At 55.3% G+C, this 14,395-nt stretch carries 10 protein-coding genes and 1 pseudogene; 9 read left to right on the plus strand and 2 right to left on the minus strand.

All coding sequences use genetic code 11. The features are described from left to right. Positions 1-212: 212 nt before the first annotated feature. From AC2A1F_RS12875 to AC2A1F_RS12915, 9 genes and pseudogenes are all read left to right on the plus strand, one after another. Positions 213-872: an acyltransferase family protein gene (locus tag AC2A1F_RS12875; RefSeq protein WP_484209176.1), complete on the plus strand. Its 660-nt coding sequence runs from the start codon at positions 213-215 to the stop codon at positions 870-872. A gap of 66 nt (positions 873-938) precedes the next feature. Then, entirely contained in the window at positions 939-1,925 is a 987-nt protein-coding gene (locus AC2A1F_RS12880; protein ID WP_484209177.1) for a glycosyltransferase family 2 protein, read from the plus strand. Positions 1,926-2,086: 161 nt separating this feature from the next. After that, positions 2,087-3,175 carry a glycosyltransferase family 2 protein gene (locus AC2A1F_RS12885; RefSeq protein WP_484209178.1) on the plus strand — a complete coding sequence of 363 codons (1,089 nt, stop codon included), beginning with the start codon at positions 2,087-2,089 and terminating at the stop codon, positions 3,173-3,175. Between the two features lie 10 nt (positions 3,176-3,185). Further along, positions 3,186-3,485: pseudogene (locus tag AC2A1F_RS12890) on the plus strand (glycosyltransferase family 2 protein); the annotation flags it as partial. A 3-nt stretch (positions 3,486-3,488) separates the two neighbouring features. Then, positions 3,489-4,181 (plus strand): hypothetical protein, encoded by a 693-nt coding sequence (locus AC2A1F_RS12895; protein ID WP_484209617.1) that lies wholly within the window; start codon positions 3,489-3,491, stop codon positions 4,179-4,181. Positions 4,182-4,346: 165 nt separating this feature from the next. Then, positions 4,347-5,858: a GMC oxidoreductase gene (locus AC2A1F_RS12900; protein WP_484209179.1), complete on the plus strand. Its 1,512-nt coding sequence runs from the start codon at positions 4,347-4,349 to the stop codon at positions 5,856-5,858. A gap of 167 nt (positions 5,859-6,025) precedes the next feature. After that, on the plus strand, positions 6,026-8,194 hold the full coding sequence (locus AC2A1F_RS12905; protein WP_484209180.1) for a GumC family protein: 2,169 nt from the start codon (positions 6,026-6,028) through the stop codon (positions 8,192-8,194). 20 nt (positions 8,195-8,214) lie between these two features. Continuing rightward, positions 8,215-9,516 carry an outer membrane beta-barrel protein gene (locus AC2A1F_RS12910; protein WP_484209181.1) on the plus strand — a complete coding sequence of 434 codons (1,302 nt, stop codon included), beginning with the start codon at positions 8,215-8,217 and terminating at the stop codon, positions 9,514-9,516. A gap of 313 nt (positions 9,517-9,829) precedes the next feature. Further along, entirely contained in the window at positions 9,830-11,815 is a 1,986-nt protein-coding gene (locus AC2A1F_RS12915; protein ID WP_484209182.1) for a hypothetical protein, read from the plus strand. A gap of 251 nt (positions 11,816-12,066) precedes the next feature. On the opposite strand, the gene AC2A1F_RS12920 is transcribed toward AC2A1F_RS12915, so the two are convergent. Next, positions 12,067-12,747 (minus strand): sulfotransferase family protein, encoded by a 681-nt coding sequence (locus AC2A1F_RS12920; RefSeq protein ID WP_484209183.1) that lies wholly within the window; start codon positions 12,745-12,747, stop codon positions 12,067-12,069. A gap of 73 nt (positions 12,748-12,820) precedes the next feature. Then, a complete protein-coding gene (locus AC2A1F_RS12925; RefSeq protein WP_484209184.1) occupies positions 12,821-14,323 on the minus strand; it encodes a lipopolysaccharide biosynthesis protein in 1,503 nt (500 codons plus the stop codon). Positions 14,324-14,395 lie beyond the last annotated feature (72 nt).

A 14,395-nucleotide genomic window follows, 5' to 3' on the forward strand; every position in this document is an offset into this window, starting at 1 on the left:
GCGAACATCAGCACGCAACGGCGTATGGAACAGCGGATAAAGTGGAATAGGTTTAAGCTGCTGGGGGCCACATTGGGAGCCAAATCAAAATCGAACTGAAAATTTCAGAACGATTTCAATTCAGTAAATCGATTTTGCGGTTCCCCTAAGCGCTGGAAGCTTGCGCGCAACCGTGTGAAGTGCCGGGCGAAAAGGGGCTTTGCTTCCATGTCATGCCAGTCCTGTTTGTTGGCTGGACCTTGAATTACGAGATGGTCTTTTACATGATTTTTGCGCTGATGCTGGGCCTGACAAAGGCCAGCATCCGTCTGACTGCACTCCTTTCCATGGCATTGATCGTACTGCTTGTGCTGGCGGGGTTGCTTTTGCGCCCCGCAGCTTTGGAACTTCGCTTCTTTACCAATCAGCTTATGCTGGAGTTTGCATTTGGCATGGCGGTTGCGCTCGGGCTTGGCCGTGAGCGTGCGCTTGTGCCTGTAGTTGCAGTGCTGCTCATGGTGGCGTCGTTCATCGCCCTGTTTGCAAGTGCGATCTGGCTTGAAGGGTGGCCACGGGCGGTAGTCTCCGGTCTTCCGGCCACGTTCGTGGTAATCTGCGCGATTTCGCTTGATCGGTGTGGATGGCAATTGCGCAATCGTGGCATTGCCTTGCTTGGTGATGCCAGCTTCGCGCTTTATTTGACGCATGCGTTTTCACTTCAGGGGATCGGCAAGTTGGTGCCGCCGAATGCTCCGATGTGGGTTGTAATCGCCATGCTGGTGTTGGCCGTTGGTCTTGCCCATGCCACAGCCATTGCCGTCCACCTTGGCCTTGAAAAACCGGTGACGCGGCAACTGCGCCGCTGGATAGGACCACGACCCGAAGCAACATAGTGTGTCATTATCAACCAATACGGCGAAACAAGCCATTCATCGGTGGCTTTTTTACAATATTGTGCGATGCAGAATGCCAGAAACTACACCAAGATGGAAGATTCGTGCCTGATGACTGGCGTGGAAGGTAATCCCGTTCCTCTCACCGTACTAATTGCAAGCCGCAATGGCGGTAAGTGGATTGCCAGGGTTCTTGATGCCTATGCCGATCAGGCGACGGAATGTCCGTGGCAGCTTGTGGTAGTGAACAATAACAGCACCGACAATACTCTCCAAATAGTTGAGAACTATAGAGAAAAGCTTCCGATCACGATTGTGGATGAGCCTGTGGCAGGAAAGAATCGCGCGCTCAATGCAGGATTGCCTTTCGTTACAGGCGAACTGGTGATCACGCCCGATGACGATGCGATCCCGCACCCTGATTTCCTTACTGGCTGGATCGCAGCCGCAGCGCGTTTCCCGAACCACGATCTGTTCGGAGGACGGATCATTGCCCATTTCGATGGCAATCCACCGCGATGGATAGTGCGGCTTGCCCGGGAATCCAAAGCTGCGTTTTCCCAGCGTGATTTTCCAGAGGGTGAAATCGAGGCAACCGAAATTTTTGGCCCGAACATGGCTGTGCGCCGCCGTGTATTCGACAGCGGGCTGATCTTTGACGAAAAAGTCGGGCCGAATGCTCTTGATCCGAATTATCCGACCGGAAGCGAGACAGATTTTCTGCGAAGAGCTGCGGCAGCAGGGTGGCGTGCCGCCTTTGTAAAAGGTCCCACCGTCAATCACATCGTCAGGCCAAATCAGACCACGATGGCTTTCTTTCGTTCCCAGGCATTCAGGGATGGACGAAGCGGAGCCATGCTTGATCGCAAGTCCGGCTCGTTACGCTCTGCACCTTGGGAAGGGCGCAAATTCTTGCGCTTGGTGCCTTCCTGCGTGCAACTGGGCACGATGTGGCTGCGCGCCACATTGCAGCCTGATATGGTGCAACGTTCTTTCAAGTGGTGGGGTTACGAGTGGTGGCGTGGCTATATAAGCGAAGCTAGAAAGACGTGACGCCAAAGGGATTTGAACATGCACAGCGGGTGCTTGCCAGCACCATGCGCCTGGCGTTCAGCGACGCCCGGAATTTGTTGAAGATGCCATTTGCGATGGGCTGCATATGGATTGCCAACTCATCGCCTTCGCATGCGATTAAAGCAGATAGCGGCAAATAGATGGCTGGCGCAGCAATCGATATTCTGATCCCGGTCTACAATGCCGAGGAAACGCTCGAAGCTTCGCTACAAAGCGTGGCAGCGCAAACGTTTTCCGATTTCCGGGTGTTGATTGTGGATGACGGATCAAGCGACCGATCATCGCAAATGCTGGATGCTTTTGCCAAAACAGACCCGCGGTTTCACATCATCCACCAAGAAAACGCTGGAATTGTCGCTGCGTTGAACATGGCTCTGGCTCTTGCCAACGCGCCGCTGATCGCGCGAATGGATGCTGATGACCTTTGCTATTCTGATCGACTGGCAAGGCAGCATGCTTATCTGCAGCAGCATCCAGATTGCGTGGCGTTGGGCTGCCGGGTACGCCATATCGATCAAGATGATGCGCCGATAGCCGGCATGCCGCATCCTGGCGACCCGGCCAGCGCGGACATGGACTGGTTCCCTGTACGCGAGCCGTACATTGTCCATCCGTTCCTTATGGCCAGGACGGACGCGGTTCGCATCGCCGGGGGGTATCGCGCTATGCCTCATTCGGAAGACAGCGATTTGTATTGGCGTCTGGCGGAAATCGGGCGATTGCACAATTTGACCGAAATTCTGGGAGACTATCGGTTTCATACGGCCTCGATCTCTGGCAGTTCAGTGCTGAACGGCCGGATCATGGCAGTGGGATCGCAGTTGGGAGCTTTGTGCGCGCAACGCAGAAGGGCGCTTGTGCCCGAACCCGACCTGACCAACCTGACAATATCTACCCTTCGTGCAGCAAGCAGCCTTGCCGGTATGCTGGCGCTTGTTGAGCCCCAACTGGACCGGAACGAAGTGGCGCCGTTCAGGTTGCGGGTGGCTTTCAAGCTGCTCGAACTGGCCAATTATCGGCCATATGAACTGGACGAGGAAGACTGCCGGGTCGTAGCCGATGCATTGAAACAAGGCTGTGTTGTGCCCATGCGCAACGCCATGGAAATGCGCTGGTATCTGTCGCAAGCCTCGGCGCGCATGCTCAAGGCCGGACAGATCAGCAAGGCGACTTCCCTTTCGCCGATGGCATTATGGCCGCGTGCCTTGTTCAAGGCGATTTGGCGATGATGGAGGGAACGTGCACGTTGATGTCCTGATCCCGGCTTACAATGCGCAAAGTTCAATCGGCCGAGCAGTCGCTTCGGCTTTGGCGCAGCCTGAAGTGGCTTGCGTGATTGTGGTAGATGATTGCTCAACCGACGAAACTGCTGTTGTGGCGGAGCGTGCCGCGGCTGGCGACCATCGGCTAAGGATTGAGCGGTTCACCCGGAACAGGGGTCCAGCGGCTGCTCGAAATCACGCGCTGTCGCTGGGACAGGCACCATTCGTCACGATGCTTGATGCCGATGACTGGCTGTTGCCCGGACGCTTTCGAACGCTTGTGGCGGCTGGCGGTGACTGGGATTTGATTGCCGATAATATCTTGTTCCGGCCCGAAGAGTTTGAACACGCGGCGCTGCCGGTGGAGCGCCTTGCGGCGTTTCCAGACCGGCAGAGGGTGCTTGGGCTGGCCGAATTTGTTGATCGCAACATCTCGCGCCCTGGCCGGAGCCGCAGTGAACTGGGGTTTCTCAAGCCGGTCATGCGGCGCGCCATGCTCGAACGGTTAGGCCTGCGCTATGCGGAGGAGGTCCGTCTTGGTGAGGACTTCGTGCTCTATACCAAGGCCTTGATGGGCGGAGCAAAGTTCAAGCTGTCTTTGTGTTGCGGCTACGTAGCGATTGAACACGCCGGTTCGCTCAGCGGACGGCACTCGATCCAGGACCTTGAAGCACTTGCTGCGGCAAGCAAGGAATTTGCAAAGACTGCACAGGTATCGAGAGAAGCCAAAGCTGTTCTGAAACGCCATCAGGCCTCGATTGAACGCAAGGTGCAGCATCGCCGATTTCTTGCCGAAAAGCGTGACATCGGGCTTGTGAGAGCCGCCCTTTCGCTGGCTACAAGCCCCTTAGGATTGGCGCACGTCGGCATCGATATCATTCGCGACAAGCGAAGGGCGGGGGTTGTATGCCACACTACGGCCGACCGATTTTTGCTTTCTCAGTCTGATTTTCACATTGCATCAGACACTTGATTGGATTTGTCCCAATTGGACAGGTTAATCCTGTAGTTGTTTCAGAAATTGTGCGAGTCGCATTGGACATAATATGGAAATATTCTAGGCTGGCGATCGGTTTTCAGCCTGAGCTTCTGTCGGGAGAGCTTCCATTCAATCCGAATTGGGATCCGGCGAATTTAAATGATTATTGATGGCAGACAGATCGAGCAAACCCGCTTTTCAGTTGATATTGTCATCATCGGATCCGGTGCAGCCGGCCTGACACTGGCCGGTGAGCTTGATGATGGCAAGCGCCAGATACTTGTTGTCGAGGCAGGCGGCCTTGAGGTCGACGAGGATCTTCAGCCGGACACTTTTTTCGAATCCATCGGCGAGCCGGCAGACGAAATCACGGACCAGTTCCATGCGCTTGGCGGGCTTACACGCTATTGGACCGGTCGCGTTGGCATGCTCGATCCAATAGACTTGGCACCCCGCCCCTGGATCAACCGCAGTGGCTGGCCGCTTGAATGGAGTGAATTGGCAAAATTCGAGGACCGCGCGATGCGCTGGTGCGGGTTTGCGCCCGGCTGGCAGGATGAAGCCCCGCCGCTTTCCACGCTAACAGCGTTAGGTGGGCGGCCATCGTCGTTAGAGCCCTATGCCTGGCGCCACTGGGCGATGAGACGTGAACGCTTCCAACACTGGGGAACCCGGGTAAAAAAGGCTTTTCGCCGATCCGCCAACGTCACCGTTTTGCTCCATACGACGATGACCGGCGTGAATGAATGGCATGACAACAGGGTGAAGAGTGCAAGGCTCAAGACTCGCGACGGCCGGGAACTGGTGGTTGAAGCTGACGATTTCGTCCTTTCTTGTGGCGGGGTAGAGACCACGCGATTGCTTCTTAATCTTGCCGAAGCCGAGCCGATCCGTTTCGCCGCAGTGATCCCGATGCTTGGGCGCTGTTTCATGCAACACTTTCGGGCAGTAACCGCAACGATTGAAGCAGCGCCGCACCAGTCTGTCGTTCTTCAGCAGGGTTTCAACCGCTTTCGCAAGCCAAGAGGGCAGCACTTTCAGACCGGCGTCAGTCTTTCGGCAGAGGCACAACAGAGCAAGGAATTGCTCAACGCCGCTGCATGGATCGACTATCGGCGCTACGGCACCCGATTCGATGATTTTGCCGTGAAACGCTCTGCCCGTTCGCTCCTCCATCGCATCGCAGGCTTGCATCCAGTTTTCGGGCATGTGGGCGGAATGATCACGCTTGATGTTGAACAGGAACCCTGCGTCGACAGCCGCATTCTTCTGCGCGATCGGCGTGATCGCAATGGCATGAAGGAAGCCGTGATCGACTGGCGCATTTCGCCCCGCGATCGTCGTACGCTTGCCAGCGTGACTTCATTGATGGTCGATTGGATCAACCGCGCAGGTCTCGGCCATGCGGTGCCGGTTGCCGGGGTCATGGAGCAGGAACCCTTGCCCCGAGAATTCATGCTCGACAGTCATCACCACCTTGGGGCAACTCGCATGGCCGCGTCGCCTGCTGATGGCGTGGTCGATGCGAATCTTAAAGTTCATGGCACTGCGAATTTGCATGCCTGTAGCGGCAGCGTGATGGCCACCGGCGGGCACGTAAATCCGACGCTCTCAATCGTTGCGTTTGCCATCAGGCTTGCAGATGGATTGACGAAGCAAAAAAGCAGTTGATCACGTGATTTGGCAGGTACCGTCCTTAGTACAAAAAAAGAAATTGATCCGATTCAGAACAATCAGTCCAGATTGCAACAGCGCCCGTAGTAGAGCGTTTGCATTTGTTGCAGGTGCACAATAGAACGGTGCCAATAGCCTATCGCATTTGAGGCGGACGCACACCCATGAATGGCATACTGACGCGTGAAAACGCAGCGCTCGATCCGGTCGAGGATCCGCGCGCCTCGACTGCTACGCGGCCAGCCATCTTGCCTGATCCTCGTGTCTTGTGGCTTACATTCCGCCGCAACCTGCTGCTTTTCCTGGTGGTTGCCGGACTCGTGGTCACTGCCGTAGCCGCCTGGACACTGACCAGAACGCCAATCTACGAAAGCGTTGCCAGCCTGCTCGTGGAGATTGACAGTCCGAACGTCGTCGATGTGAAGGCGGTGTCCCGCGATATGGCAAACAACAGCGAGGCGATCGAAACGCAGGTGCGCATTATCGGCTCGCCTGAGATCGCGCGCCGTGCGGCTATGCTCTATGCCACCCGCTATCCAACCGATCCCCGGTCAAAATCTGCTGATCGCGAACTGCTTGCCCAGGAACTTCTGGAGAGCATTACTGTGGCAAGAGTGGGGGTGACGTTCGTGATTGACGTGACGGCCCAATCCAGTGATCCCGCCTTTGCAGCGGCAGCAGCCAATCTTGTTGCAAACGCCTATCTTGTTGCGCAGCGCGAAGCCAAGGTAAACGCCAACAGCGATGCTGGAAAGTTTCTGGCCGCGCGAACGACGGAGTTGCGGGCCGAAGCATCAAAAGCCGATGCGGCTCTGCAGCAGTACAAGATCAGCAATGGCCTGATGAGTGCGCAAGGCTCCACAATGGCCGAGCAGGAGATTTCCACGCTCAATCAGCAGATTTCCGAGGCAGAGGCTGAACTTGCCGAAAAGCAAGGGCGCCTTTCCGCTGCAGAAGCGCAGCTTCGAGCAGGTGGTGGTGGAGCCGATGTCGGTGCAGCGCTGGGTTCTGGCACGATTGGCAGCTTGCGGCAAAGCGAGGCTGCGGCCAGCACTAAAGTTGCCGAAATGTCGTCACGGTACGGTCCACTTCATCCCGACCTTAACCGCGCAAAGAGTGAACTCACCGAAATCCGTTCGCAAATCCAGCAGGAAATCGACCGTATTTTGTCCAACCTTAAAGCAGATGTTCGCGTCGCCTCTTCGCGCCTTTCATCACTGCGCGAAAGCCGGGCGCGTGCAAATGGTTCGCTTGCGGCCAACAATTCCGCCGCGGTTGGCCTGATGGAGCTTGAACGGCGCGCCGAAGCTGCGAAGGGCATCTATGAAACCTTCCTCAAGCGACTGCAGGAAACGTCTGCACAAGAAGGGTTGCAGGCCGCCAATGCCCGCCTGACCAATTCTGCCGCAGCACCGGAAAGCCCAATCTTCCCCGACCGCCGTTTGGCAGCTGTAATCGGCCTGGTTGGTGGCGTTCTGGCCGGCCTTGCCGCGATTGCCATTGCGGAATACGCGCGTGGCAATGTCCGCACGAAGAGCGACGTAGAGAAGCGCCTGCGCATCCGCTATGCAGGGGCTATTCCCGACGTCGCCTCAACGCTCAACGGCGTCGCCGCGGCTGAACCACCCCAGGAATACGTGCTTTCGCACCCGTTCTCGCTTTTTGCCGAAAGTTTCCGTTCGCTGCAGGCAGTGATGATGTTGGGAGGTGGCCGCGACCAGACGAAAAATGGTGGTCGCGTTATCGCGATTACGTCGGCTCTTCCACAGGAAGGCAAGACTACAACATCAACCTGCCTAGCACGCGTCGTCGCTTCCAGCGGAGTGCGCACCGTTCTGGTAGATTGCGATCTGCGGCGCAGGGGTTCAAGTGCGCTGTTGATCAATGCGCCTCGGCCCGGGCTTGTCGAATACCTTGCTGGCAAAGTGTCGCTTGATGACGCCCTGGTTTTGCATGAGCCAAGCGGAATGTACCTGCTGGGCACTTCCACTCCGCCCAGCGATGCACGAGATCCTCTGTCGCAGGAGAACATGGCGCGAATGACGGACGAACTTCGCCAGCGCTTCGATGTCATCATTCTTGATACGGCACCCGTTTTGGGCGTTGCCGATGCGCGCGTGGTTGCCGCAGCGGCAGACCGGGTTCTCGTCATTGCTCGCTGGGCCAAGACATCATTCGACGCGGTAGAGGCGACACTGGAAATCCTGATTGGCGCGGGTGCAAAGATCAGCGGTGTTGCGCTTAGTCAGGTTGATATTCGCAAGGCAGGTAGTGCTGGCCATAATGAGATGTATAACTACCAAAGGCAGTTTCGCGGTTATTACGTAAACTGACAACGCTGGGGGGCACGGAATTGTCATTAGATCAGACACGCAAAGTTGGCGCGTTTGCCTTGCTGGTAAGCACCTGCCAGGTAGCCTTGGTATCGCCAGCATTTGGGCAAAGCGGTGATACCCTCGGTGATGATGTGCGCTCGCGAGAGGCAGCCCGGTTGCGCGAGGACGGAATACGTGCAGGCGCTTTTACAATCCTGCCGATGCTTGATGCAGAGATGTCTTATAACGACAATATCCTGGCGAGTTCTTCCAATACTACATCCGACGGCATATTGACGGTTCGCCCGCACGTCGAAGTGGAGTCAAACTGGAACGTTCATCAGATTCGCCTGCTGGGATCCTTCCAGCGTGTGGCATATCTTGAGAATTCGTCCGAAGACGCTAGCGAGTATACCCTGGCGGCCAGTGGGCGCATTGATGTTTCAAGCCAGACCCGTCTGCGTCTCGATGCTGACCTTGTGCGCCAGGCAGAGCGGCGTGGAGATCTTGGCAGCATTCAGACAAGCGCTGAGCGAGCAACATTCTCTACCCTTGGAGGCCGGATCAGACTGGATCAGAGGTTTGGCAATCTTGCCCTTGGTTTCGAAGGGCGGGTGCGCCAATGGAAGTATGACGATGTTCTTTTGACCAATGGTCGGGACCTCGATCAATCCTTCCGCAACTTTGATATTGTCAGCGGCAGTCTACAGGCTGGGTATTATATTAGCCCGTTCACCCAGGTTTTCTCACGTTTTTCGTATGAAGCGCGGCGCTATGCCTTGCGTCGTGGCGATTCAGGCTTCGACCCTCTGACTGGCTTAGACCGAAGCGCTGACAGTACGCGGCTTGAAGTCGGCGTGCAGCGCGAGCTGAATGAACTTATCACAGCGACGATTCGGATCGGTTATCTTAATTTCCGCTATCCCGATCCGGCGGTGAAGGACGTGAAGGCATTTGCCTATTTTGCGACTGTGCGCTGGAACCCAACGCCTTTGACCACTGTCAGCTTCGACAGCGAACGCAACATAGACGAAACGGTCTCACCCAACACTGCAGGGAACTTGCGTGACGAACTGCGTCTGTCAGTGGATCACGAGCTTCTTCGCAAACTCATTGTTTCTGCGCGCGCCCGATTGGCCTGGATTAACCCGGCAGAGGCGACCGGGACCAATATAGGCAACAGTCGCGAACGGGAATTCTCGTTTGAGCCGCGCTATTATCTGACCAACCGGTTGCGACTGACGTTCAATTTGCGCCATGTGGCTCGTAGCTCTTCAAATAACAGAGCTCTGGAGTTCAGCGCAAACAGCGCGACGCTGGGTCTGCGATATGCATTCTGACCAGCGGGGGCCTTCAGTGCCCGATTTAGCAGTTCCGCATGCCGATCTGATTGGTCTTTTTTCGGCTGAACTCGCTGGCATTCTGCCGCAAAGTTTTGCCGTCGCGGCTGCAGGCTTGTCTTGGCAGCGTGAGAAAATCGTCATCGGTGCGCAACGTCCACGGCTTTCGATAAAGTCCGCGCTTTTTGGGCATCGCCGGGCACATCTGGGCATGGCAAACGTCATTCATGGCTGCGCGAGCAGAGTCTGAGACTGGCAGCTTTATGAAGGACTGCGCGATGCAGGCAGGCTGGTTTGGCGGGATGGCTGGCGCATGACCAAAGTCTATTCCTTCGATGTATTTGACACCGTGCTCGTCCGCAAAGTTGCTATTTCGAGCGATGTCATCAAGCTTGTCGGCCAACGTCTGGCCCAGCGGGAATGCTTATCCGGCAATCGCAAACGGTTCGTGGAGACATTCCTCTCGGCCAGAGATCTGGCATACGCGCGGGCTCATGCAGCCACAGGCACTGAAGATTGCACAATCGAGGCGGTATGGGCAGAGCTTGCTCGGCTGATGCCCGGACACATTTGCGCAGAAGATTGCGCAATCGAGATTGCCTGTGATGAAGAGCAATTGTTGCCCAACCCTGCAATAGCAGAGCGGATCGCGCATTTACGGGCTGCAGGTCACCGGGTAATCTTCATTTCCGACATCTATTACCGTTGCCAGACCTTGTTTCGATGGCTGTCCAAATTCGATCTATGCACAGACGAAGCCGAGATTTACGCATCGAGCGAAATTGGTTTGCTGAAGCATAGCGGCAGGCTGTTTGACCATGTTCTGATCAGCGAAGGGATTTCAGCTAGCCAGCTATTCCATCTGGGCGATAATCTTACTAGTGATTACAATCAGCCACGCCGTCGCGGGATCAATGCGGAACATTATCCTGATACACGGCTGAACGCCGCTGAGAAGGCCGTGCTGGCCGCACCGGGTGTAGGTATGGCGGCATCGCATATGGCGGCAGCGATGCGGATTGCCCGACTTCAGAGCGGTGCGGCACGGGCAGGTGACGAGGTTACTGCGTTTCTGGGACCGTTAGGCGTGCTGATCGCCTGCTGGACCGCGCAACTGGCGCGCAATGCCGGAACAAAGCGCATCTATTTTGTTGCGCGCGACGGTTATGTTCCCTGGCGCGCGGCGTCTTGCATGCCCACGGCAATGCAGGATATCGACGTTCGTTATGTCCGGCTGTCGCGTAGCTCACTTATTGCCGCCATTCCCCATCTGGGTGCCTTTGGCGCATTCTGGATCAAGCAATCCTGGAGTGACCTGACGGCGCGACAGATCGTTGAGCGGTTGGGCTATTTTTGGGCCGAGGTGGAGCCCGGCCTGGCAAGTGGCGACATCGGTATTTTGCCAGACACGCGTTTACGTGATGACGCGGCCATATACGCGCTAGTCTCGGCCATCGACAACGTGCAACTTTCCGATGTGCGCCAAAGAGAACTGGAGGAGCGCCGCGCCAACGTGGTCGGTTACCTTCGACAAGAGGGCATGTTCGATGGAACGCCCTTTCTGATTTTCGATGTTGGCTGGTTCCTCAATCTTCAGGCTGCATTCAAATCAATACTCGACGCCCACGGCCCTAATGGATTTGGCGAAGGCGCCTACCTTGCACTTTCGTTGCATCGCGTGACCGAAGCGATAGCAGGGCCGGCTTCAGCCATGTTTTACGAACAGGCATGGTGTCTCGATCGCAATGGCAGCGCAAACTTTGTGTTCGACCGCCGAATTCTTGTCGAACATCTGATGGGATTGGCGCCGCATGGTTCTGCGACAGGATATGCCCGCACTGCGGACGGCAACTATTGCGCAACCGAAGGCGATGTATCGAATGTCCGTCAAGCCGCGACACAGAACCTCTCCGACCGGATCGCTCAGTTTGCGGGTATCGCCGATACCATTTTTCTTTCAGATTGCAGCAATGACGAGGTGACTGTTCTGACAGATACGCTGTTAAGGCACTTCGTATCGCAAGCGCACCGCTATGAGCTTGCGGGTCTAACGCAACTGCTGGCCGAAACTGACGGCAAACAGTCTGGAGCCCATGCCATTGCGGAGCCCTGGCGGCTTAACACCGCGTTGATGCAACTTGTTCCCTATCGGTGGCGCCAACGTTTCAACCTTGGTCATGGGCCGACACTATGGCCAGAGATGGCAGAGGCGCGGGCAGGGCTTTTGGCACGGTGGCTGCTGTTATGGATCCGTACTGGCCGGCGCGTGGCAGCGCGGTTACTGCGCAGGCGGCATTGACTTAGATCACGATCGTTACGTTGCCCTTCATCCTTGGAGGCGTTTGCAACGATGACAGGCCGGTCTTGTGGTTGCAACTTCAGGCGAATTCTCAAGAGTAACGAGCGGTTTGATCGACCGTTCGGGTCTATGCAAGGAAGGATGGGAGGCGCGAGGTTCTGCGCATCGCGCACGATACGGTGCGGCGCGGATGGGAACAAACCGATCCACCTGCGCCGCAGTCAACTTTAATCAGACTAAAGTGAGTTGCGTTAAAATTGATATCCGAAGATCTGGATATCTTTGCGATAAATTTTTTCGACCCGATCTTTCAAATCATCAGTGTAATATTCACGGTAAGTCTTGCGAACCAAGGTAACGTTTTCGTTTCTACGGCTCTTGTTAGGCAGGCCAATGATGTCGAAGACAGTCCCGAGATCTTTCTCAAAGTTCTCCATGCGACCCAGAAAATCGCAGTTGTCAATATCAATCATTGTGACTTGCTGCCGCAGGTGAATATCTGCCGTCTTCTGATCCAGACCTTCCACCCACTCGACGAAATTCGAGAAATCCTTCAGTTCGCTATGTGTTTTTTCATCGAATTTATAAAAATTCCGATCAACCACCTTATTGTGCCACGCAGAAACCAGACGATCCCAGGGATTCCTGACGAATGCGAACTTAAAATATTCAGAATAAAGCTTTGGAAGATAGTGAATTCCGTAAGGACTATCGACTTCTAATTCAACCGCATCGTCAGCGAGACGATTAAAAATGGTCTGCGTCCCGACCTTGGGATTACGAAACCATACAAACTTGTGCTTAGTGCTTATTGTAATGTCATAGCGTCGTGGGGATGGTATGAAAGGCGTTGCTACCGCCATACGGATCAACTTTTGTGCTACACGATCGGGGATTGTAAGAGTGCTGGGATTTCGGGAAGTAGTTTTCATCAATTGTTCCTTTTCCACGAAAGAATTGCAAACCAGACAGTTTTAGAACTGAATGAGATTGTCCGATCCGCCTTTACGGTATGGTCTTCCCGGTTGCGTGCGATACCTTGCTCAGGACCTTTCTCAGAACGACCAGTCCTTCAGATTCAGGACCTGCTGGACAGCCCTGCACTCTCCACAGAAACGCCATTGAGGTCAGATACGTCACGGCACCTCCCCCAACCAGCGACGCCAGCCTGATCACTTGAGATAACCAATCGCTTCCCTTTGGAGTGAACAGATCACCCGAGACTACAAAAACCGCCATGATCAATACTGACACCAAAGCTCGGTTGTTCGCAAAGATTTGGTGAAAAACTGCTATTTGAATCAGTCTTTTCACGAATACAAGGTTCAGAAAAAGTATGAAAAGACCCGTTGCCACCACGGCTACTATGACACCGGGAACCCCCATCAGCAAGGCTCCCCCGATTAATGCGACAAGTCTGACCGCCAGAATCACGATATCGCGCTGAAAAAGGCTGCGGGTTTGATCGAGCGACATCGCCAGCGGACCCACCAGCATGCCGAGCGCTTGCAGCCCCCCGATGATCGAAATGGCCTGAAGCGAGGGAACACTTCCAATCCATTTCGAGCCAAGGAAGAGCCGGACCAGTGGCTCGGCAACCAATGACAGGCCCACCCCGACAGGAAGCGCAACAGCCGTCACGATTGACTGTACGCGCAGATATGCTCCAGCTAACCTCGCGGTATCTGATCGTATCGCGACGAAAGCCGGAAAGAGTGGCTTGGTCAGCGGCAGGATCGCTTCGCGGGTCGCAATCTGTGCAAGAGTGCTGCCCATGTTGTAGGTGCCAAGGGTCTCTGCCCCGAACATTTTGCCGACTAGAAACTGGTCGAAGCGCCAATTCAGCGTGTTGACGATCTGACTGGCGAGGAGCCAACCTGAAAAGCCGAAGAACTCTTTGAAGTGACGAAACAATATACGGGGGCGGAACGGGATGACCACATAGGAAAGGATCAAGTAGGTGACCTGCGAGGCGACAGATCCGACAACCAGAGCCCAGTAATCGCGGAAAGCATAGGCCCAGCTGAAAGATGCGACCAGACCGGCCAGCTTCTGGCCTATCTGGATGACAGACTCCTGCCAGAATTGCAGATCGCGCTGAGCGATGGCTATCCGCGGGTTTGCCAAACCGGAAATGAACAGACTACCCCCGAAAACGCATAGCAACGGGACAAGACGCTGGTCATCGAAAACATTCGCAATCGGCCAAGATATCGCACAGGTCAGAAGTCCGATAGCGAGACTGCGTACTGCGTTCAGTGTCCATGCTGCACTTAGGTGGGATTCTTCTGGTGCCGCATGCCGAACGAGCGCAGATGAAAGTGACAATTCGGTCGACACCGAAACGATGAAAATGACTGTGCTGGCGATGGCGACGATACCGAAATCTTCGGGGCCAAGAAACCAGGCGAGCACGAACGTGCTCATGATCGCAAGAATATTCACCGCAAACCGGGCAAGCGATACCCACAAGGTGCCACGCAGCACGCGATCAGTAATGCTGCTCATGACCTCGAAAATACCCTGTAATTCTGGCTTACCTGCTTCTGGGTTGACGATAATTCAGTACCATAGTCTTGT

The organism is Novosphingobium sp. HNCC26BN242 (assembly GCF_057180525.1).

Excerpts from the sequence above, each read along its gene's own strand:
- AC2A1F_RS12885 (WP_484209178.1), top strand. The coding sequence starts at position 2,087 with ATGGCTGGCGCAGCAATCGATATTCTGATCCCGGTCTACAATGCCGAG.
- AC2A1F_RS12925 (WP_484209184.1), bottom strand. The coding sequence starts at position 14,323 with ATGAGCAGCATTACTGATCGCGTGCTGCGTGGCACCTTGTGGGTATCG.
- AC2A1F_RS12915 (WP_484209182.1), top strand. The coding sequence starts at position 9,830 with ATGACCAAAGTCTATTCCTTCGATGTATTTGACACCGTGCTCGTCCGC.
- AC2A1F_RS12875 (WP_484209176.1), top strand. The coding sequence starts at position 213 with ATGCCAGTCCTGTTTGTTGGCTGGACCTTGAATTACGAGATGGTCTTT.
- AC2A1F_RS12920 (WP_484209183.1), bottom strand. The coding sequence starts at position 12,747 with ATGAAAACTACTTCCCGAAATCCCAGCACTCTTACAATCCCCGATCGT.
- AC2A1F_RS12900 (WP_484209179.1), top strand. The coding sequence starts at position 4,347 with ATGATTATTGATGGCAGACAGATCGAGCAAACCCGCTTTTCAGTTGAT.
- AC2A1F_RS12880 (WP_484209177.1), top strand. The coding sequence starts at position 939 with ATGCAGAATGCCAGAAACTACACCAAGATGGAAGATTCGTGCCTGATG.
- AC2A1F_RS12905 (WP_484209180.1), top strand. The coding sequence starts at position 6,026 with ATGAATGGCATACTGACGCGTGAAAACGCAGCGCTCGATCCGGTCGAG.